General features: G+C 58.3%; 22 protein-coding genes, 1 tRNA gene and 1 pseudogene. 5 read left to right on the forward strand and 19 right to left on the reverse strand.

Annotated features, from left to right (window positions below; all coding sequences use genetic code 11):
- Position 1: 1 nt before the first annotated feature.
- The 17 genes from BBI10_RS15225 to BBI10_RS15305 form a co-directional block, all read right to left on the reverse strand.
- Positions 2-77: transfer RNA gene (locus BBI10_RS15225), tRNA-Lys, on the reverse strand.
- A gap of 63 nt (positions 78-140) precedes the next feature.
- Complete coding sequence (gene queC, locus BBI10_RS15230; protein ID WP_167355802.1) at positions 141-815, reverse strand: 7-cyano-7-deazaguanine synthase QueC; 675 nt, start codon at positions 813-815, stop codon at positions 141-143.
- A 15-nt stretch (positions 816-830) separates the two neighbouring features.
- Complete coding sequence (queE, locus tag BBI10_RS15235; RefSeq protein ID WP_065989715.1) at positions 831-1,478, reverse strand: 7-carboxy-7-deazaguanine synthase QueE; 648 nt, start codon at positions 1,476-1,478, stop codon at positions 831-833.
- Between the two features lie 179 nt (positions 1,479-1,657).
- Positions 1,658-2,476 carry a tol-pal system protein YbgF gene (ybgF, locus tag BBI10_RS15240; protein WP_065989717.1) on the reverse strand — a complete coding sequence of 273 codons (819 nt, stop codon included), beginning with the start codon at positions 2,474-2,476 and terminating at the stop codon, positions 1,658-1,660.
- A gap of 6 nt (positions 2,477-2,482) precedes the next feature.
- Positions 2,483-2,986 carry a peptidoglycan-associated lipoprotein Pal gene (pal, locus tag BBI10_RS15245; RefSeq protein WP_065989719.1) on the reverse strand — a complete coding sequence of 168 codons (504 nt, stop codon included), beginning with the start codon at positions 2,984-2,986 and terminating at the stop codon, positions 2,483-2,485.
- Positions 2,987-3,039: 53 nt separating this feature from the next.
- Complete coding sequence (gene tolB / locus BBI10_RS15250) at positions 3,040-4,320, reverse strand: Tol-Pal system beta propeller repeat protein TolB (RefSeq protein ID WP_175514218.1); 1,281 nt, start codon at positions 4,318-4,320, stop codon at positions 3,040-3,042.
- 17 nt (positions 4,321-4,337) lie between these two features.
- Positions 4,338-5,429 carry a cell envelope integrity protein TolA gene (gene tolA, locus BBI10_RS15255; RefSeq protein ID WP_065989723.1) on the reverse strand — a complete coding sequence of 364 codons (1,092 nt, stop codon included), beginning with the start codon at positions 5,427-5,429 and terminating at the stop codon, positions 4,338-4,340.
- Entirely contained in the window at positions 5,429-5,893 is a 465-nt protein-coding gene (tolR, locus tag BBI10_RS15260; RefSeq protein WP_037014073.1) for a protein TolR, read from the reverse strand. The genes tolA and tolR overlap by 1 nt, the downstream gene beginning before the upstream one ends.
- 14 nt (positions 5,894-5,907) lie before the next feature.
- On the reverse strand, positions 5,908-6,603 hold the full coding sequence (tolQ, locus tag BBI10_RS15265; RefSeq protein WP_037014076.1) for a protein TolQ: 696 nt from the start codon (positions 6,601-6,603) through the stop codon (positions 5,908-5,910).
- Positions 6,593-7,063 carry a tol-pal system-associated acyl-CoA thioesterase gene (gene ybgC / locus BBI10_RS15270; protein ID WP_065989730.1) on the reverse strand — a complete coding sequence of 157 codons (471 nt, stop codon included), beginning with the start codon at positions 7,061-7,063 and terminating at the stop codon, positions 6,593-6,595. Before ybgC ends, tolQ begins: the two co-directional genes overlap by 11 nt.
- A gap of 137 nt (positions 7,064-7,200) precedes the next feature.
- On the reverse strand, positions 7,201-8,256 hold the full coding sequence (gene ruvB, locus BBI10_RS15275; protein WP_065989736.1) for a Holliday junction branch migration DNA helicase RuvB: 1,056 nt from the start codon (positions 8,254-8,256) through the stop codon (positions 7,201-7,203).
- A complete protein-coding gene (gene ruvA / locus BBI10_RS15280; protein WP_065989737.1) occupies positions 8,257-8,865 on the reverse strand; it encodes a Holliday junction branch migration protein RuvA in 609 nt (202 codons plus the stop codon).
- 61 nt (positions 8,866-8,926) lie between these two features.
- On the reverse strand, positions 8,927-9,451 hold the full coding sequence (gene ruvC / locus BBI10_RS15285; RefSeq protein WP_065989739.1) for a crossover junction endodeoxyribonuclease RuvC: 525 nt from the start codon (positions 9,449-9,451) through the stop codon (positions 8,927-8,929).
- A 124-nt stretch (positions 9,452-9,575) separates the two neighbouring features.
- Positions 9,576-10,322: a YebC/PmpR family DNA-binding transcriptional regulator gene (locus tag BBI10_RS15290; protein WP_065989740.1), complete on the reverse strand. Its 747-nt coding sequence runs from the start codon at positions 10,320-10,322 to the stop codon at positions 9,576-9,578.
- Positions 10,323-10,460: 138 nt separating this feature from the next.
- A complete protein-coding gene (gene aspS, locus BBI10_RS15295) occupies positions 10,461-12,236 on the reverse strand; it encodes an aspartate--tRNA ligase (protein WP_065989742.1) in 1,776 nt (591 codons plus the stop codon).
- A 262-nt stretch (positions 12,237-12,498) separates the two neighbouring features.
- Positions 12,499-12,846, reverse strand: coding sequence for a ribbon-helix-helix domain-containing protein (locus BBI10_RS15300; protein WP_065989744.1), 348 nt, complete (start codon positions 12,844-12,846; stop codon positions 12,499-12,501).
- 436 nt (positions 12,847-13,282) lie between these two features.
- Positions 13,283-13,756: a Dps family protein gene (locus BBI10_RS15305; RefSeq protein ID WP_037014103.1), complete on the reverse strand. Its 474-nt coding sequence runs from the start codon at positions 13,754-13,756 to the stop codon at positions 13,283-13,285.
- Positions 13,757-14,180: 424 nt separating this feature from the next.
- On the opposite strand from BBI10_RS15305, the pseudogene BBI10_RS28630 reads away from it, so the two are divergent.
- Positions 14,181-14,456: pseudogene (locus BBI10_RS28630) on the forward strand (cold shock domain-containing protein membrane protein); the annotation flags it as partial.
- A gap of 108 nt (positions 14,457-14,564) precedes the next feature.
- Entirely contained in the window at positions 14,565-14,786 is a 222-nt protein-coding gene (locus BBI10_RS28635; protein WP_004667445.1) for a cold shock domain-containing protein, read from the forward strand.
- Between the two features lie 76 nt (positions 14,787-14,862).
- On the opposite strand, the gene BBI10_RS15315 is transcribed toward BBI10_RS28635, so the two are convergent.
- Together BBI10_RS15315 and BBI10_RS15320 are read right to left on the reverse strand one after the other, a co-directional pair.
- Positions 14,863-15,069, reverse strand: coding sequence for a SlyX family protein (locus BBI10_RS15315; RefSeq protein ID WP_065989748.1), 207 nt, complete (start codon positions 15,067-15,069; stop codon positions 14,863-14,865).
- A 2-nt stretch (positions 15,070-15,071) separates the two neighbouring features.
- Complete coding sequence (locus BBI10_RS15320) at positions 15,072-15,497, reverse strand: HIT domain-containing protein (RefSeq protein ID WP_065989749.1); 426 nt, start codon at positions 15,495-15,497, stop codon at positions 15,072-15,074.
- A 982-nt stretch (positions 15,498-16,479) separates the two neighbouring features.
- Between BBI10_RS15320 and BBI10_RS15330 the strand changes: the two genes are divergently transcribed.
- The 3 genes from BBI10_RS15330 (at position 16,480) to BBI10_RS15340 (ending at position 20,755) form a co-directional block, all read left to right on the forward strand.
- On the forward strand, positions 16,480-17,826 hold the full coding sequence (locus tag BBI10_RS15330; protein WP_065989754.1) for an OprD family porin: 1,347 nt from the start codon (positions 16,480-16,482) through the stop codon (positions 17,824-17,826).
- Positions 17,827-17,999: 173 nt separating this feature from the next.
- Positions 18,000-19,715: a proline--tRNA ligase gene (locus tag BBI10_RS15335; protein WP_065989756.1), complete on the forward strand. Its 1,716-nt coding sequence runs from the start codon at positions 18,000-18,002 to the stop codon at positions 19,713-19,715.
- A gap of 83 nt (positions 19,716-19,798) precedes the next feature.
- Complete coding sequence (locus tag BBI10_RS15340; RefSeq protein WP_065989758.1) at positions 19,799-20,755, forward strand: hypothetical protein; 957 nt, start codon at positions 19,799-19,801, stop codon at positions 20,753-20,755.
- Positions 20,756-20,772 lie beyond the last annotated feature (17 nt).

The raw sequence follows: 20,772 nt of genomic DNA on the forward strand, positions 1-20,772 counted from the left end.
ATGGTGGGTCGTGTGGGATTCGAACCTACGACCAATTGGTTAAAAGCCAACTGCTCTACCAACTGAGCTAACGACCCGCTTCGTTGTGGCGCGTATATTACTGATATTTCACAGTAATTCAACACCCAAGCGAAAATAATTTAAAAATAACGCGTCGGGTCCGTCACACCCGCCGCCGCGAAGCCCTCAGCACGCAAGCGGCAGCTGTCGCATTTTCCGCACGCACGCCCCTGCTCGTCGGCTTGATAGCAGGAAACCGTCAACCCGTAATCCACACCCAGACGCGTACCGGTTTTGACGATATCGGCCTTGCTCAGCATCTGCAGCGGCGCCTGTATCCTGAAGCCCTGCCCTTCAACGCCAGCCTTGGTGGCGAGATTGGCCATGCGCTCGAACGACTCGACGAACTCCGGACGGCAATCTGGGTAGCCGGAGTAATCCACGGCGTTGACCCCGATGAAGATATCCCGTGCGCCGAGCACTTCGGCCCAGCCCAACGCGAGAGAGAGGAAAACGGTATTGCGCGCCGGCACGTATGTCACCGGTATGCCTTCGCCCGGCGTCTCCGGCACCGCGATGCTGCTGTCAGTGAGCGCAGACCCGCCGATGCCGTTGAGGTTAAGGCCGATGACCTTGTGCTCAACGACGCCCATATCCGCCGCCACACGCTCCGCCGCCTGCAACTCGGCGCGATGCCGCTGGCCGTAGTCGAAGCTCATGGTGTAGCAGCTGAAGCCATCGGCCTTGGCCATTGCCACCACGGTGGCCGAATCCAGGCCGCCGGACAGCAGGATTACCGCTCTTTTCTCAGTCATCGATTGCTCACTCATTCAGCGCCCCGGCTCGTCGTTCCAGAGGATTTTATGCAACTGCAATTGCAGACGCACCGGGAGGTTGTCGGCAACGATCCAGTCGGCCAGGTCTCTGACGTTCAAATCGCGGTGGACAGGGGAAAACAGCACTTCGCCGGCGCGACGGTCCAGACCGTACTGAATGATCTTCGAGACGGCCCAGTCGTAATCTTCCCGCGAACAAATCACGAATTTGATCTGGTCGTTGGGCGTGAGCAGGTCAATATTTTCGTATCGGTTGCGTGCCACTTCTTTTGAACCTGGGGTCTTCAAGTCGACGACGCGGCTCACGCGGGGATCGACTTTCGAGATGTCCAGCGCGCCACTGGTTTCCAGAGAAACCTCGTAGCCCGCGTCACACAGCCGCTGAAGCAAAGGAATGGCGTTCGGCTGAGCAAGGGGCTCGCCGCCTGTGACGCAGACGTAGCGCGGGCGGTAGCTGGCAACCTGCTCCATCAGTGAATCGAGGGTCTGGATCGTTCCGCCCGTGAAGGCGTATTCGCTGTCGCAATAACCGCAACGCAATGGGCAGCCGGTGAGTCGCACGAAAACGGTAGGCAAGCCTGCCGTGCGCGTTTCACCCTGCAGAGAGTAGAAAACTTCGGTGATGCGTAATGTGTCTTGCATAGGGGCCACGGGCGTAACGGCTAAACAGGCCATCCGCCTCCGTCAGGCACTTCTGTACACCCTGCGCACGCAGAATCCACAGAAGCGTAATCAATACCGGAATTTCGGGGGCGGAATTCTAACGAAGAAAGCCGCGCAATGCGCGGCTTTCTTGAATCAGCGGTTAGATTGGCTGGCAATCAGAGACGCTGCAGGTCTCGCTGAGCCAGCTGAGCGGCTGAGGTGCCCGGATATTGAGCAACCACCTGCTGAAGGATACCCTTCACTTTGTCAGTGTGACCCAGTCGACGTTCAACGTCCGCCAGCTTGTACAGGGAATCAGGCACTTTGGCGTGCTTTGGGTAAAGCTGGCTGACCTTTGCGAAGGCCTGACCGGCACCTTGAAGGTCGCCCTTGGCGAGGTTCACTTCGCCCAACCAGTATTGAGCATTGCCCGCGTACTGACTGTTCGGGTATTTGCGCAGGAACGCCGCGAAAGCCTGACTGGCCTTGTCGAAGTCTTTCGCCTTGATCAGGTCGAAAGCAGCGTCGTAATAAAGCTTTTCTTTCGCAGGGTCACCGGGTTCGCTGCTCGCCTGAGGCGCTTGGGCGGCTGATGACGCGGGTGCTCCGCCGGCATTGCTGCCACCGTCGGATGCGGAATTGTTGGTAGCTGATGGGGCAGATGCGCCTCCAGCTCCGATACGGGAATCGAGATCTTTGTAACGATCCAGCGCTTCTTGCTTCATCTGCTGGATATCGTTCTGCTGGACTTCCACTATTCCGCGCAAGCGCGAAATTTCGTCCTGCATTTGCTGCAATTGCATGAACAGCTGACCTTGCGCCGAAGGCGCGGCCGTAGCCGCACCCCCGGCGTAGGCGCCAGACGTGCCATAACCCGATGGCGGATAACTGCTACCAGCAGAGCCAGAGTTGTCATCGACCACAGGAACCGCACCCATCGCTGCAAGAGGAAGGGTGAGAGCCAAAACGGTTAAAGCACGTCGGCACGTTCGCATGTCAAATTACTTACGCAGTTCGACGCGACGGTTTTGAGCCCACGATTGCTCGTCGTTACCGGTAGCAACTGGACGCTCTTCACCGTAGGAAACGAGTTCCAGCTGAGCTGGCGAAACGCCTTGCAGAACCAGGTAGCGTTGAACGGCTTTCGCACGGCGCTCGCCCAGTGCCAAGTTGTATTCGCGAGTACCGCGTTCGTCGGTATTGCCTTCCAGAACTACGCGAGCGCCGTTGGCTTTCAGGTCTTTGGCGTGAACGTCCAGAGCGCGCATGGCTTCTGGCTTCAGGTCGGAACTGTCGTATTCGAAGTAGAAAGTGGTGATAGCGCGCAGAGCAGCTTCTTCGCTCAGGCTGCCATCAACAGCGCCAGAGTTAGCGCCGTAACCAGCGTTAGGATCAACAGCAGCGCCGCCAGCACCGGCATTGTCGCCGCCTTTGGACGAGCAACCTACAGCTACAGCCATGGCCAGAGCCAGCGCAGCAAATTTACCAAACTTCAGCATTTCCATCGTAAAACTCCTAATGAACCCCAAGTGTGTTAAGTACAACGTAAAGCGCCGCGTCAGTTCAGGTAAGGGGACCAGGAAGGTTCTCTGACTTCGCCTTGAGCGGTAGGAAGCGGGAGCCTTACGCGTCCATTAATGGACACGAGCATCAAGACTCCCCGGCCCTGCTGGCGGGTGGCGTAGATTACCATGGTGCCGTTAGGCGCAACAGTAGGCGACTCATCAAGGTTGCTGTCTGTGAGGATTTTTACGCTACCGCGCTGCAAATCCTGAGCTGCCACCTTGAAGTTAGTGAAGCCATCTTGACGATGGATCATCACCAGAGTCTTTTCATCCGCCGATAACTTAGGGTTGGCATTGTAGTTACCGATGAAAGTAACGCGCTCTGCCCCTCCGCCATTAATATTGGTTTTATAGATTTGTGGCTTGCCGCCGCGGTCAGACGTGAAATAAAGCGTGGAGCCGTCTTTACCGAAGAACGGTTCTGTATCAATGGAAGAATCGTTGGTCACTCGCGACAATTGACGCGACGCCAGATTCATCACATAGATTTCCGGGTTGCCATCTTTCGACAAGACCATGGCCAGCTTAGTGCCATCCGGGGACCACGCAGGGGCGCCGTTCAGGCCTTCGAAGTTGGTGATCTGCTCGCGACGACCGGTGTCGATGTGCTGAACGAAGATCCGTGGGCGCTTCTGTTCGAACGACACATAGGCAATACGCTTGCCGTCGGGCGCAAAGCGAGGCGACAGGATCGGCTCACGTGACTGCAACAGCGTGACAGCACGGGCGCCATCATAATCCGAACGCTGCAGGGTGTAGCGCGTGTTGTCAGTCGAAAAACGTTCCGCAGTCACGTACAGCATGCGGGTCGAAAACGCACCCTTGATGCCGGTCAGCTTCTCGAATGACTGGTCGGCAATGTAGTGCGACATGTCACGCAATTGGTCTGTGGTGCCCGAAACGTTGCCGGTCAGGACCTGCTGCTCGGTGGCCACATTGAACAGCGCGTACTGGACCTGCAAGCGACCGCCCGAAGGAACAATGCTGCCGACCATGACGTACTGGGCACCCAGCGCCTTCCAGTCACGGAAGATGACTTCGCTGGCCTGGCTTGGCTGGCTAATCATGTTTTCCTTTGGAATCGGCGAGTAATAGCCCGAGTTCTGAAGGTCGTTGCCAATGATCTTGGCCATGTCTTCCGGCAGCACACTGCCGCCCTGCAAGCCGAACGGCACCACCGCGATTGGCGTAGCGCGGTCACTGCCGCTTGTTACCAGAATGTTCTTTTCGTCGGCAGCGGCGAAACCCGCTGCGCAACACAGAACGACAAGCATTCCTCGAAGAAGGTTAATCACAAGGCTAGGTCCTCAGGTGTGAATGTCATCTTGAATGAACGGTAAGGTGCGAAGTCCGAAGGCTTCATTCCCTGCATCTCTGTCAAACGACCAATGTTCTTGACCGCCGCTACTGCTGAACTGTCGAAAGGACCATCGCCGCTGGACTTGCTCACGTTGACAGAAGTCACGGTGCCGTCCGGCAACATGTTGATCTGCAAGACGACTGTCATGCCCTTGCGCGCGGAAGGGGGCCGTGCCCAACCTTCAGCCGCCCGAGAGCGAATCAAATCATCGAAGCTGCCAGCCACTTCGTCGCCACGCTCATCGGCCAGCGCCTGTTGGCGTTCCGGCTTGTCGGAAAGCAGGTCGGCCAGTGCTTGCGCCTTCTTGTCTTCCGCTGATTTGCGAGCCGCGTCCTGGGCTTTCTTCTTCGCGTCTTCCGCAGCCTTCTTCTTGGCGTCCTCAGCCGCTTTTTTCTTCGCGTCTTCGGCAGCCTTTTTCTTGGCGTCGTCTGCAGCCTGCTTCTTCGCGTCCTCGGCAGCCTGTTTCTTGGCTTCCTCGGCGGCCGCGCGCTTGGCGTCTTCCTCGGCTTTCTTCTTCGCGTCGTCTTCGGCTTTCTTCTTGGCTATATCAGCCAATTGCTTCTCTTCAGCGGTTTTCTTCGCGTCATCCGCTTTTTTGGCTTCGGCCTTCTTGGCGTCGTCCGCAGCTTTCTTGGCGTCATCGGCTTTCTTGGCGTCGTCAGCTTTTTTCGCTTCTTCGGCCTTTTGTTCTTCGGCTTTTTGAGCGGCATCGGCTTTCTTTTGTTCCGCCGCCTTCACCGCCTCCTGCTCAACTTTTTTCTGCTCCATCTGCTCGACTTCGGTTTGTCGCGCAGCGGACTTCTTCGCCTCACCGGCAAGCTTCTGGTTGGTCTGGGTGGTTGCCTGACTTTTTGATTTCAACTGATAGAGCGTGGCCTGAACAATCGGCCTGGCTTCAGGAAGCTCGGGCGTCATTGCGAAGCTGACGAACAACAAACCAAAAATCAGGACGTGCAGTCCTACCGCCCAGACGGACGGCCAGAAGTAGCTTTCCGAGGCGGACGGCTCTCGAATCGGCTGCATCAGGGGGCCTCGGTAATCAAACCAACGTTCCCGACCCCGGCCTTCTGCAACCCGCCCATCGTGCCCATGACAGCGCCGTAGTCGACCGTCTTGTCGCCACGGATGAACACTTGGGTCTGCTTGCCCGCGTCACGACCGGCTGCAATGATTTTGGTCACGGCGCTGGTCAGTTGGGGCAAGGTCATTGCCTTGTCCATTTGCTTGTCGGTGTCGACTTCGCTGCCAAGGTTCCAGTAATAGGTCTTGTCAGCCTTGATCGAGATCGTCAGAACCTGATTGTTGTTGTCCTGCGGCAAAGCCTCGCTGGAGACCTTGGGCAGATCAACTTTCACGCCCTGATTGATCATCGGAGCCGTCACCATGAAGATAACCAGCAGCACCAGCATCACGTCGATGTACGGCACCACGTTCATTTCGGCGACCGGCTTGCGCTTGTTGCGTCGGCCGCGAGCGATTAAAGCCATTGGGAAATACCTGCTTATTCTTCGCTGGTGTGCACTTTACGGTGCAGGATCGCCTGGAACTCGTCGGCGAATGTGTAGTAACGACCGATCAGGTTCTCGCCACGAGCGGCGAAACGGTTGTAAGCGATGACCGCAGGAATCGCGGCGAACAGGCCGATGGCAGTGGCGATCAGCGCTTCGGCGATACCCGGTGCAACCGTGGCCAGAGTGGCTTGTTGCGCAGTGGCGAGGCCGCGGAAGGAGTTCATGATGCCCCAGACGGTACCGAACAGACCGATGTACGGGCTGGTGGAACCCACGGTTGCCAGGAAGGGCAGGCTCTGCTCGAGTTTCTCTTCTTCACGGGAGATCGCGACGCGCATGGCACGTGCAACACCTTCCATGACGGCATCCGGATCGACGCCAGCCTGCTGACGCAGACGGGAGAATTCCTTGAAGCCCGCGCGGAAGATCTGCTCTACGCCGGAGTCCGGGTCCGGATTGCTGCCGGCCTGACGGTAGAGCTTGGACAGATCGATACCTGACCAGAAGCGCTCCTCGAAGCTGTCCAATGCGCGACGACCGGCGCGCAGCATGGCGCTGCGCTGAAAAATCATGATCCACGAGGTGACCGAGGCGGCCACCAGGATCAGCATCACCAACTGCACAACCACGCTGGCATTGCTGACCAAACTCCACATGGAGGAATGGTCGACGACGTTAGCTTCCACGCTGTATCTCCTGCTCTGAATGTGTACCCGCGCCGCCCTGCCCGGCAAAGGCCGTGCGCAGAGCTTCGGGAATGGCCCGGGGTTTCAAACTGTCGGCGCGCACACACGCCACCAAAAACTGCCCTTCGCAGAGCAGTACATCATCCGCAGCCCGCCTGACCTGTTGCTGAAAGCGCAGGCTGGCGCGGTTCAATTCGATTACTTCGGCGCTGATCAGCAGTTCGTCGTCCAGCCGCGCGGGCTTGTGGTATCGAGCCTCGCTTGAATGCACGACGAACAACAGGTTCTCGACACCCGTCATTGCGGATTGGGCAAAGCCCAGTTCCCGCAGTCGCTCGGTTCGAGCCCGCTCCATGAATTTCAGGTAATTGACGTAGTAAACGATGCCGCCGGCATCGGTGTCCTCGTAATAAACGCGACAACGATGTGCGAACGACTGAGCCCCGTTTTGCGCGCGCATACTCTAGTGCTTACTCCTCAGGTTGCCAATCCGGCCAGGCAACTGTTTTTCATCGTTTTTACTGCCCGCGTCACATCACTTAAAGGTGACTGCCCTTCAGACCCTCAATCACCCGAATAAATCGGTTAATTGTGCATTTATTCGTCAGGGTCTTCGACGGGTTCATCCATCACTGCCCGGTCGCCCATCCGCGAGGGAATGTTCAGACCGAAGTGCAGGTACGCATGCCGCGTGACCATGCGGCCGCGAGGTGTGCGCATCATATAGCCTTGCTGAATCAAATAGGGCTCCAGCACGTCCTCAATTGTGTGTCGTTCTTCGCTGATCGCCGCCGCAAGGTTGTCCACCCCGACCGGCCCGCCATCGAACTTCTCGATCATCGTCAGCAGCAAGCGCCGGTCCTGATGGTCGAAACCGCGTTCGTCGACGTCCAGCAGGTTCAGCGCGAGGTCCGCAATCGCCTTGGTGATCTCGCCCTTGGCGCGCACCTCGGCGAAATCCCGCACCCGACGCAGCAGCCGGTTGGCGATCCGTGGCGTGCCCCGTGCACGGCGGGCAATCTCGAATGCGCCTTCGTCCTCAATGTACAGCCCGAGAATTTTCGCCGAGCGCGACACGATTGTGGCCAGATCCGCGGTGCTATAGAACTCAAGACGCTGCACGATACCGAAGCGGTCACGCAGCGGATTGGTCAGCATGCCCGCACGGGTGGTCGCCCCCACCAGCGTGAACGGCGGCAGGTCGAGCTTGATGGAGCGCGCCGCAGGGCCCTCACCGATCATAATGTCCAGCTGGAAATCTTCCATTGCCGGGTAAAGCACTTCCTCGACAATGGGAGACAGACGGTGGATTTCATCGATGAACAGCACGTCGTGCGGCTCAAGATTGGTGAGAATCGCCGCAAGATCACCCGGCCGCTCGAGCACGGGCCCCGAAGTGCTCTTGATAGAAACGCCCATTTCCTGAGCGATGATGTGTGCCAGCGTGGTTTTACCCAGGCCCGGCGGACCGAAGATCAGCGTGTGGTCCAACGCTTCACTGCGCCCGCGCGCCGCCTGGATGAACAGCTCCATCTGCTCACGCACGGTGGGCTGACCAATGTAGTCGGCCAGGCTCAGCGGCCGGATGGCACGGTCCAGTTGCTCGTCACGGTCACGCCCGGTGGCGGCGATCAGACGGTCGGCATCTATCACTTACAGCATCCCCTTCAATGCGCGGCGAATGAGGTCTTCGCTGCTGAGATTCTTGTCCTTGATCGCGGTCACTGCCTTGCTCGCTTCCTGGGGTTTGTAGCCCAGGGAAATCAAGGCGCTGACTGCATCTGACTCCGCCGTCGCCACTGCCATCGGCGCGCCTGGTCCGTCCGATACCAGGGCGAAGGTGCCCGGCAGCGAATCCCACGCCTTGAAGCGATCTTTCAGTTCAACCAACAGACGCTCGGCGGTCTTCTTGCCAACGCCCGGGACGCGGGTCAGCGCGGAGGTGTCCTGCGCCTGGACACAGCGCACCAACTCATCCACTTCCAGCGTCGACATGAGGGCCAGCGCCAGCTTTGGTCCGACCCCGTTCAGACGAATCAGCTCGCGGAACATCTCGCGGTCACGCTTCTCGTAGAACCCGAACAACAGGTGCGCGTCCTCGCGGACCACCAGATGGATGTGCAGCGTCACGGTTTCGCCCAGATGAGGCAGGCGATAAAGCGTGGTCATGGGCACTTCGACTTCATAACCCACGCCGTTGACATCCAGTACCAGGTGCGGCGGCTGCTTCTCGACCAACGTACCGCGTAGACGTCCAATCACGAATCAAATCCTTTCCAGATGCCCGTCGCTGCGACGGGCCGTGCTAACGCAAATAATGCCATCAGAGCCGCAGACGACCGCCACGACTGCGCGCGGTATTGAGGCCGTGAGGGATGAGGCTGGATCGGGTATGCGCGTGACACATGGCGATTGCCAATGCATCCGAAGCATCCACCTGAGGCTTGGTGGTCAGCTTGAGCAGATGCATCACCATCATCATCACCTGATCCTTGTTGGCGCCGCCTGTTCCGGCAACCGCCTGCTTGACCTGGGTCGCAGTGTACTCGGCGATCTCCAGCCCCTCTTCGGCGCCCGCAACAATAGCGGCACCGCGGGCCTGACCCAGCTTCAAGGCCGAGTCGGGGTTACGCGCCATAAACACCTTTTCGATGCCCATGGTCACCGGGCCGTACGTCTGAATGACCTCGCGCACGCCGCGGTACACAATCTGCAGCCGTTCATGAAGCAAGCCTGTGCCCGTACGAATGCAACCCGAGGCCACGTACTCGCAGCCACGCCCGGTATCACGCACCACGCCAAACCCGGTAATTCGTGAACCGGGGTCGATACCTAAAATAAGAGTCATAACGCCTGCAGCTTGAGAGGTAACGCGAACAATTGGACGCAGCATAAAGGCAGAAGCCGGAGGCCGATAGCGTTGATCATCAACGCTTCGTGCGCTCCGGCCTCAAGTCCGAGCGGGCGAAGGATCAGCCAAGCTGCTCCAGCACCTCGTCCGGGATTTCTGCATTGGAATAGACGTTCTGCACATCGTCCAGGTCTTCCAGCATATCGATCAGCTTGAGGACCTTTTCCGCCATGTCCAGATCGAGCACCGCACTGGTGGTCGGCTGCATCACGATTTCCGCATCGGCGGGCGTGAAACCAGCGGCTTCCAGCGCATTGCGCACAGCGTAGAAACTGGAGAACGAGGTGAACACGTCAATGGAGCCGTCTTCGTGGGTCACCACGTCGTCAGCGTCCGCTTCCATGGCAGCTTCAATCAGCGCGTCTTCATCAACGCCCGGTGCAAAGGATATCTGCCCCTTGCGCTCGAACAGATAGGACACTGAACCGTCAGTCCCCAGGTTGCCACCGCATTTGCTGAACGCATGGCGTACGGCAGCCGCAGTCCGGTTACGGTTATCGGTCATGGTTTCGACCATGACCGCGACGCCACCGGGGCCGTAACCTTCGTAGCCCAGTTCGACCATGTCATCGGCATCGGCCGCACCGGCGCCACGAGCGATGGCGCGGTCGATGATATCGCGGCTCATGTTCGCGCCGAGGGCCTTGTCCTGCGCCAGACGCAGACGCGGGTTCGACGCCGGATCACCACCGCCCTGACGGGCAGCGACGGTCAGCTCGCGGATCCACTTGGTGAAGATCTTGCCTTTCTTGGCATCCTGACGCTCTTTGCGGTGCTTGATGTTCGCCCACTTGGAATGACCAGCCATAACACGCTCCAAACCTTGAAACACGCACGCCCGCGCTTGATCGCTCAGACGCAGACGCTTCACTCGAATCTGTGCCCGGAATGGGCGGGGATCAGGGCGGACCGAATGGTCGGTCCGCCGAGCCCCTGTCTACACGGCTTACTCGGCCTTCGGCGTCTCGCGCAGGCGGATGTGCAGCTCACGCAGTGCCTTGGCATCAACCACGCCCGGCGCCTGGGTCATTACGTCCGCAGCACTCTGGGTTTTCGGGAAGGCAATGACTTCACGAATGGACTGAGCGCCGGTCATCAGCATGACCAGACGATCCAGACCGAACGCCAGACCACCGTGGGGCGGCGCGCCGTACTTCAGCGCATCGAGCAGGAAGCCGAACTTCTCTTGCTGTTCGTCTTCGGAAATACCCAACAGACGGAACACGGCCTGCTGCATTTCCTTGCGGTGGATACGGATCGAACCGCCGCCCAGCTCAGTGCCGTTCAACACCATGTCGTAGGCGCGGGACAGCGCCGTCGCAGGGTTGGCTTCGAGCTCTTCAGGGGAGCATTTCGGCGCGGTGAAAGGGTGGTGCAGCGCGGAGAAGCTGCCGTCGTCGTTCTCTTCGAACATCGGGAAGTCAACGACCCACATCGGTGCCCACTCACAGGTGAGCAGGTTCAGGTCGTGGCCCAGCTTGATGCGCAGGGCGCCCAGTGCTTCGCTGACGATTTTGAACTTGTCAGCGCCGAAGAACACGATGTCGCCGTCCACTGCACCCACGCGATCAAGGATCACGTTGAGGTTGGCTTCCGGGATGTTCTTGACGATCGGGGACTGCAGGCCTTCGACGCCCTTGGCGCGCTCGTTGACCTTGATGTAGGCCAGACCTTTGGCGCCATAGATGCCAACGAACTTGGTGTACTCATCGATCTTGCTGCGCGGCATGCTCGCGCCGCCGGGAACGCGCAGCGCCGTGACACGGCACTTCGGATCGTTCGCAGGGCCGCTGAACACCTTGAAGTCCACAGCCTGAAGCTGATCGGCAACGTCAACCAGCTCCAGCGGGTTGCGCAGGTCCGGCTTGTCGGAGCCGTAGCGGCGCATGGCTTCTTCGAAGGTCATGTGCGGGAAGTCGTCGAACTCCACATCCAGCACTTCCTTGAAGAGCTTGCGGATCATGGTCTCGGTGATGCCCATGATGTCCTCTTCGTTGAGGAAGCTGGTCTCGATGTCGATCTGAGTGAACTCAGGCTGACGATCGGCACGCAGGTCTTCGTCGCGGAAGCACTTGGCGATCTGGTAGTAACGGTCGAAACCGGCAACCATCAGCAGTTGTTTGAACAGCTGAGGCGATTGCGGCAGGGCGAAGAAGCTGCCCGCATGGGTGCGGCTTGGAACCAGATAGTCACGGGCGCCTTCGGGCGTGGCGCGGGTGAGGATCGGCGTCTCGACATCCAGGAAGCCGTTGCCGTCCAGGAAGCCACGGATGCTCGAGGTAATACGCGAGCGAAGACGCAGCTTTTCAGCCATCTCCGGACGACGCAGGTCGATGAAGCGATAACGCAGGCGGGTTTCTTCGCCGACGTCGGAGTATTCGTTGAGCGGGAACGGCGGGGTTTCCGACTCGTTGAGCACTTCGAGCTCGTAGCCCAGCACTTCGATCGCGCCCGACGCCATGTTCGGGTTGACGGCGCCGGCAGGACGCGCGCGCACCTTACCGGTCAGCTTGACCACGTATTCACTGCGAACACGGTCGGCGATGGCGAAGGTGTCAGCACGATCCGGATCGAAAACCACTTGGGCCAGACCTTCACGATCGCGAATGTCGAGGAAAATCACCCCCCCGTGGTCGCGACGGCGATGGACCCATCCGCAAAGGGTAATTTCCTGACCTTCCAGGCTCTCGTTCAGTTGGCCGCAATAATGGCTGCGCATCATGATCGTGTGTTCACTTCTCGTAATTCGGAATTCGATGGAGCTTTCGCCCGTCGCCGGTGCAAGGGTGCGCAAGCTTTGGCATGCAGTCCGACCTGACGGTCAGTTCCTGCCTTCCACAGTAAGGCGGGGGATTATATAGGGATAATCATCGCTGTGCAGCCGCGCAGCCCGATACCGGGCAAGAAGATGTCGGCGCGGCGCGTGGATGGCGCGGTGCCGCCAGCGAATGCAGGCCCGCCGCAACGGGCCCGCTGAAATCAGGTCATGTCGGGGACGGCGTCAACCGCAGGCCCTCGGCACTCAATACGTGCGCTACGCACACGACGCGGATCAGACCGCTGAAGTTCTTGACGCCGCCGTAACGCAGATGAACCTCGCGATCGACGTAGGACAGCACGGCATTGATGGAGCAATCGTTGAATCGGGCCATTTCGGACAGAATATTCCAGTACACCTCCTCAAGTCGCAGGCACGTGGCCAGCCCATTGAGCCTCACCGATCTAGCGTGCGGCTGGGCGAGGCTCATGTTGAAATTTTCGATAAAAGGGTCGCCCCGGGCGTTCAGACACTGGGTCGGCTCCCATCCCTCTCGGGCAGTATTCAGGTTCATGCAGGTCCCCCTTGTTGCGATTACGGATTTGGCATCGGCACCTTCGCAATCAGTTGAAAAGAGGTGTCTATCAAGCCGTATTCCAAAAGGCGCAACCAGCAGAAGGAGCACTCTGAACCTGTAGGAGATCGCCACGCTGCAGGGGTGATTTTCGAGAGGCGGCAAACGGCCCAGACCCTATCTCCCTCGGGGTGTTAGATATGTATTTTTTGCCGATTTATTTCGTCCCGTTCAGCCGACGACTGCAGTCAGCCCGACTCGACAAACTCGGCGAACGCGTTTTACAGATGAGCGCGATGAGCGGAGGGATTTGACACAGAGGATGAATCAGGAGGGGACAGCGGTGCGAGGCGGGTAGCGGCAGTGCGGAGCGGGCACTCGTTACGTTGCCCGCGCCTGTGTTTCGTTGATCAGTTGTCGCTTACTGCGTGTCTGATTACTGGGTTTCCAGCATCGAGCGCAGCATCCAGGCCGTTTTCTCATGCACTTGCATGCGCTGGGTCAGCAAGTCCGCCGTTGGCTCGTCGCTCACTTTGTCCAGCAACGGGAAGATGCCCCGTGCCGTACGGGTGACCGCTTCCTGCCCCTGAACCAGCGAACGAATCATGTCCTCGGCCGCAGGTACGCCCTCTTCTTCCTTGATCGACGACAAACGTGCATAGGTCGAATAGGTACCCGGGGCCGGGAATCCCAGTGCGCGGATACGTTCAGCGATCTGATCCACCGCCAGCGCCAGTTCGTTGTATTGCTCTTCAAACATCAGGTGCAGCGTACGGAAAGCCGGGCCAGTCACGTTCCAGTGAAAGTTATGGGTTTTCAGATACAACACGTAGGTGTCTGCCAGCAGGCGGGAAAGACCGTCCACGATGGACTTGCGGTCTTCTTCGCTGATGCCGATATCGATTGCCATGTTCAGCCCTCTTCTATGATGGTTTTTTTAAACGACTGCCGACCACTCTATCAAGACCATTGACCCTGCGCAGCCATCTGTCGGGATTAGTTCGGCCACGACGGCCGCGGTCAGACCCGCTTCATTTAATAGCAACGATCGGCGTGACGGTTTGTTTATGGCGGCCGCTCTGGAACGAGCTTTTGATCGCAATCAAAAAAAACCGGCATACGGCGGCAATCATCCGCCTGCACGGGCGCTAAGCGCTTGATTTGAGTAGCTCTCGGCTTTGCTGTTAAATACAGACGCGCTGCCACCAAAGTGCCGTCCGGCGGCAGTGCATAGGCAGGACCGACACTCGTGCATCACGCCTCCCTTTTTTCCCGAAGCGTACCGAAGGTCACCCGCTATTTCCTTGTGATCCATCTTAATGTGAGTCATCGAAATGTTGAAAATAGTCCACCTGCTAACGGGCGCAGCTGCCCTGCTGCTGTCTTTCATCCCCAGCCTGCGTAGTGAAGCGCTGTCTTCTTACCTGTCCCAACCGGATGCGCTGTACCTGGCGCTCTTCGGCCTCATCAACCTGGTGCTCGCGCCAGTGATTCCCTACTGGAATAAAGGTCCACGTCATCAATTGCAAAACCTGGTCAGCGGCTTGCTCGTCCTGGCCGTCGTGCTTCAAATCCTCACGCTGGTCGTTCCACTTGAAACCATCGCCGGCCAACCGGCCGTTCTGGTCAGTCTGCTCGCTGTCGTGGTTGCCGTGGCATTGCACCTGGCTGTCAGCTTTTATCGCTCCTCTCCCGCGCCCGCCGCGCAGTCCCAGGACTTGGGCAACCGCGATACCGGCACGGTAAAGTGGTTCAACACCTCCAAAGGCTTCGGATTCATTTCCCGTGATTCGGGCGATGATATCTTCGTGCACTTTCGCGCTATCCGCGGTGAAGGTCACCGCGTTCTGGTCGAAGGCCAGCGTGTCGAGTTTTCGGTGATGAACCGCGACAAAGGCCTGCAAGCGGAAGACGTCATCGCTGCGCTCCCGCGCCGTTAACGTCGCCGCATAAAAAAACCGCGCTCACAGGCGCGGTTTTTTTTGGCTGAAATTCCTGCCCTTAGCGCCCTTTCCCTTAATAGTGAGGGGGACGCGAGTCTTCAGCAAAGCCGTCGCCCTGCCCGCCCATTTCCTCCTGACGCTTGATCAGGGCGGCGATCTGTAATTCCAGACGATCAAGGCTGCGCTGCTGGGCAACCAATACGTCGTTGAGGGCCTGAATCGTATCGTCCTGAAAAGCCAGTCGACTTTCCAGCTCCATGACCCGAGATTCGAGCTCCATGGTCAGTCCTCCTTAAAGGTGAATGCTTCGGTCAATTCCGACTTCAGTAGCGTGGTAATCCGGGCCACCTCCTCCGCCGAGTAAGGCTTGGCGGGGTGCTTGCCCCACACCGGCGCAGGCCAGGCCGCGTCGCCGACCCGGCGAACGATGACGTGCATATGCAGCTGATTGACCACATTTCCCAAGGCTGCAACGTTCATTTTGTCGGCCTTGAAAGTACGATCAAGTACGGCCGAGAGGTAGGTGGTTTCCCTCCACAACTGGGCCTGCTCCGTCTCTGAAAGCTGAAACACTTCACTGATGTCCGGACGCTTTGGCACCAGGATGAACCATGGGTAATTGGAATCATTCGACAGCAGCAGCGTGCACAGCGGGAAATCGCCAATCGGCAGTGTGTCTTGCAGCAAGCGCGGATCCAGAACAAACACGTTGATACTCCTGATCGCCGATTAGATTTAATGAGCCAAGTCACTGGCCCCGATGGAGGCCTTGGGATAGGGAAGGATACTCGTGAATTCCGCGTGATTCATCTGGCACGGCGGTTCAAGGCATTTTGCGGATTTGGTGTTGATCGGCGAGCAGTACGCGCCCGCGTCGCACCAGAAGCGCGCATAAAAAACCGCAGCGCACGCTCATGAAGCAGATCAAGGCCCGCGTTGATCGCTGCAAATCAAGCACCGGATTTCGGACAAACCCTTTGAACTCGGGCCTCACGCTCAATTTTAGACACTGACCCTACCGGCATAACGCTTTGCATCAAGCCGACTCCGATCCGAGAGAACCAAACGCAGGCAACTTCGCCGGACGACGCACCAAAAAGACTCAGATGAGGCGCGAATATGTGACAGCTATCCGCGATTTACCCACTCCGGAGGGGTAACAGGTAACGCCAGTGACATTTGCCCGCGTTATCCTCAAGGCAACTGATGTTACAAAGCAGGCTATCTAAAATATTTTTATCGTTTTAATTCAGTGGGTTAAGGGCTACATCGAATGTTTCCTCACCGCTTTCGACATTTTTTTCATGTTCGTCGAAATTTTGTGCACGGTTGTTGCTTTGTCACACACAAGCTTGAAGACGAGCGCGTCGAAAGACAGGCCGGACCCGAACGGACTCAGCGTCGTTTGACAAGGTAGCTGGAGCGGCTGGATTCGATGAGTGATGAATGAATTCAGCGTCCACAGTGACCCGGTAGCGCACGGTTGAATAAACAGGGGCTGTTCAGTAGCGACATGGACAAAGCTGGCGGCGACAAGGCCGTAAAGAAACTGAAAGGATAGGTTTGTCACTATCGCCAATAATGTCAGCGTGTTGTAGATTTCGCCGACACCAAAAAGAAAGAAGCCGGCCATATAAAAAAACAGGTGGACGGCAGTACTCTTCTTAAAAACCAAAGGAGCAAAGTCACGATGAGAGTGATGAAGTGGAGCGCAATCGCACTGGCAGTTACTGCAGCCAGCACCCAATTGGCATCGGCTGCGGCATTCGTAAGCGATCAGTCCGAAGCAACTGGTTTTGTAGAGGGGAGCAAGCTCGACGTTAAGGCTCGTAACTACTACTTCAACCGCCACATCCTGCACGACGAAGGTCGCAAAGACCAACGTGACTGGACTCAGGGATTCTGGGGCAACTTCACTTCGGGTTACACCCAGGGTCTGATCGGCGTAGGTGTCGACGCCTTTGGTTACGCAGGCTTCAAACTCAGCGGCGACGACAAGCACTCGGGTTCTGGCAACCTGACGCTGGACACCACACCCAATTCCGACGGCTTCCGCGACAACCACGACAGCTTCGGCAAAGCCGGTGCCGCCGCCAAGTTCCGGATTTCCAAAACCGAACTCAAGATCGGGGACATGCAGCCTCAGAACCCAGTGTTCGCGGTGGGTGGCTCTCGCTTGTTGCCACAGACTGCCAGCGGCCTGAGCCTGCAGAGCAGCGAGATCAAAGGTCTCGATGTTGAAGCCGGGCATTTCTATTCGGGCACCAGCCAGAACGATACCAGCCATGATGGCGGCATTTTTGCAACTTACGCAGCGGTGGAAGCGAAAACTGCCGACTTCGGCGGTGGTAAATACTCCATCACCGACAATCTGGGCGTTGGTTTCTACTACGCCAAATTGGAAGACGTTTGGAACCAGTACTACGGCAACATCAACTACGCGCTGCCTTTAACTGACGACCAAGCCCTGGCGTTCGACTTCAACATCTACAACACAAAAGATACCGGCAGTGCCAAAGCTGGCACTATCAGCAACACCGCATGGTCGGGCTCGGCTGCTTACTCCTTCCTGGCTGCGCATACGTTGACACTGGCGTTCCAGAAAGTTAACGGTGATACGCCGTTCGACTACATCGGTATCGGCGACAATAATAAAGGCGGCGACTCGATCTTCCTTGCGAACTCGATTCAATACTCCGACTTCAACGCCCCGGGCGAGAGATCGTGGCAAGGTCGTTACGACCTGAACATGGCGCCCTACGGTGTGGCCGGCCTGAGCTTCATGGCCCGTTACGTCAGCGGTACCAACATTGATGGTACTCATACTCCATCCAACAGCTCTTACACCGGTCTTTATGGTGCTGACGGCAGCCACCACGAAACCAACGTCGAGGCCAAATACGTCGTTCAAGCTGGCCCGGCCAAAGACCTGTCGTTCCGTATTCGTCAAGCGTGGCACCGCGCCAATGCCGACGAAGGCGAAGGTGATATCAACGAGTTCCGTCTGATCGTCGACTACCCGATTTCGGTCCTGTAATCGCACTGTCTGACACTCGTTATCGAAAAGCCCGGCCTTCGCGCCGGGCTTTTTCATGGGCGCACGGTTGACAATCCCTCCCCTTGCGGCGCCCGTCCGGCCTGTACTCAGCGATACCACCACCGTACAATGCCGGGTCATTTCCCAGTCACCGCAACCGACAACGGCCGACCATGCGTACCAGTCAATATTTGCTCGCCACACAGAAAGAAACGCCATCCGATGCGGTCGTGATCAGCCATCAGCTGATGCTTCGTGCCGGCATGATTCGCAAACTTGCCTCCGGTCTCTACACCTGGCTCCCCATGGGCCTGCGGGTATTGCGCAAGGTCGAAGCGGTGGTTCGTGAAGAGATGAACGCAGCGGGCGCGCTGGAAGTATTGATGCCGGGCATTCAACCGGCAGAGCTTTGGCAGGAATCAGGCCGCTGGGAACAGTACGGCCCTGAGCTGTTGCGCCTGAAAGACCGTCATGATCGCGAATTCTGCGCGGGCCCGACCCACGAAGAAGTCATCACCGATCTGGCCCGCAACGAGCTCAACAGCTATAAACAGCTGCCGATTAACATGTACCAGATCCAGACCAAATTCCGTGACGAAATCCGCCCGCGCTTCGGTTTGATGCGCGGCCGCGAATTCATCATGAAGGACGCCTATTCCTTCCATGCGACCCAGGATTCCCTTCAGGAAACCTACGACCGTATGCATCAGGCGTACTGCAACGTGTTTACCCGCCTGGGCCTGAACTTCCGCCCTGTGGTGGCTGACAACGGCTCCATTGGTGGTGCGGGCTCCCATGAGTTCCACGTACTGGCGGAGTCCGGCGAAGACGACATCGTATTCAGCGACACCTCCGACTACGCCGCCAACATCGAAAAAGCCGAAGCCATTCCGCGCGAGGCCAGCCGCCCTGCCCCGACCGAAGAACTGCGCCTTGTCGACACCCCCGACGCCAAGACCATCGCGGCCTTAGTCGAGCAGTTCAATCTGCCGATCGAAAAGACCGTCAAGACCCTCGTTGTGCATGCTGCCGAGGAAGGCAAGCTGATTGCGCTGATCATCCGTGGCGATCACGAGCTCAACGAAATCAAGGCGTCCAATCTGGAGCAAGTCGCCAGCCCGCTGGTCATGGCCTCCGAAGCCGAACTGCGTGACGCCATCGGCGCCGGCGCGGGCTCCCTCGGCCCGCTGAATCTGCCGCTGCCGTGCATCATCGACCGCTCGGTGGAGCTGATGAGCGACTTCGGCATTGGCGCGAACATCGATGACAAGCACTACTTCGGCGTCAACTGGGAGCGGGACCTGCCGGTTCCGGCCGTGGCTGACCTGCGTAACGTCGTCGCCGGCGACCCAAGCCCTGACGGTCAGGGCAATGTGATCATCAAGCGCGGCATCGAAGTCGGGCACATCTTCCAGCTGGGCACCCAGTACAGCGACGCGATGAAGTGCCAGGTGCTGGGCGAGAACGGCAAGCCGGTCACCCTGACCATGGGTTGCTACGGCATTGGTGTGTCCCGCGTTGTGGCGGCTGCGATCGAGCAGAACAACGACGCAAACGGCATTATCTGGAGCGACGCGCTCGCGCCTTTCCAGATCGCCCTCGTGCCGCTGCGCTACGAAACCGATGCAGTCAAAGAGGCAACCGACAAGCTGTACGCCGAACTGACGGCGGCGGGCTTCGAAGTGCTGCTGGACGATCGCGACAAGAAGACCAGCCCTGGGATCAAGTTCGCCGACATGGAACTGATCGGCATTCCGCATCGCATCGTGGTCAGTGACCGTGGCCTTGCCGAGGGCAACCTCGAATACAAGAGCCGCATCGAAGCCGAAGCGCAGGCCCTGCCTGTTGCCGATGTGTTGTCTTTCATCAAGGACCGGATCAAGCGCTGACCGGATGGCGCGCCTGCGATTGTGCAGGCGCGCTTTCATCCGCCACGCCTCTGCGATGCGCCTTACCTGCACCTAGAGATCTCATGTTCAAGCGAAATACCTCACGTCTCGCGGGCACTGTGTTGTGCACCAGCCTGGTTCTCGGCGGCTGTGCCAATCATCTGTCCCAGCGCAGCGAGCATGAAGAACGTATCGAGCGCAAATTGCTCGACCACAGTTTTCAGGTCGACCTTGGCGAGCCCAAGACGCTGGAATTGCCCCAGCGCCGGATACGCATCCACGAGCTGAAAACCTTCGACATCACTGAATTCGAAGTCACCCGCCACTACGACCGGTACACGCCGTATCAGCCTTGGCGGGAAGTCTATGAAATCCCCTTGGGCGCCGTGGCCATCGTCGCGGGCGTCGGCGCCAACGTGGTCAACGTGCTGACGTTCGGCAGCCTGCCGGACAGTGTCACCAAGGACTGGCTCACTTACGGGGTCGCGGGCGTCAACCCGTTCATGAATGCGCCCTCCCATGGACGCGCTCAACAGAACCTGGCCGGTATCGACGAGGTGCAGCGCGATCATCGCGTCGAGCATTCGAGCCTGCCGTGGAGTGAAGCGCCGGTTGAAGTCACTGCGGGCAAAGAGGCCCACGAGCTGAATACGGACCGTAACGGCGTGCTGCGGGTGAATCTGCTGGACAGCCCGTTCGCCGAGCAGAACCTGAGTTATGTCACCCAGCTGAACATCAAGGTTCAGGATGACCAGAGCAACGTCCAGGCAACTGCCACACTGCCGCTGAGCAAATCACTGCGCGGCAAGCTGATTGAAGCCCATGACCTGATTTACGACGATCTGGAAGACGACGAAGTCAGCCAGTGGGTGCATCGCGTCAAGCGTCTGTCCGAGCTGGGCCTGGAAGAAGAAGCCAGTGAGCTGGAACAGTCATTGATCGAACTGACCCGCAACGATCCGCAGTTGCAGCACGAATTCCTTCGGTCACTGGCAAAAGACGCCGGTCGACTGGTCGCAATGCCGCCGGGCAGCGAATAACCTGGCCTGAACCAGCC

This window comes from Pseudomonas graminis, assembly GCF_001705435.1.
GTDB lineage: Bacteria > Pseudomonadota > Gammaproteobacteria > Pseudomonadales > Pseudomonadaceae > Aquipseudomonas > Aquipseudomonas graminis_B.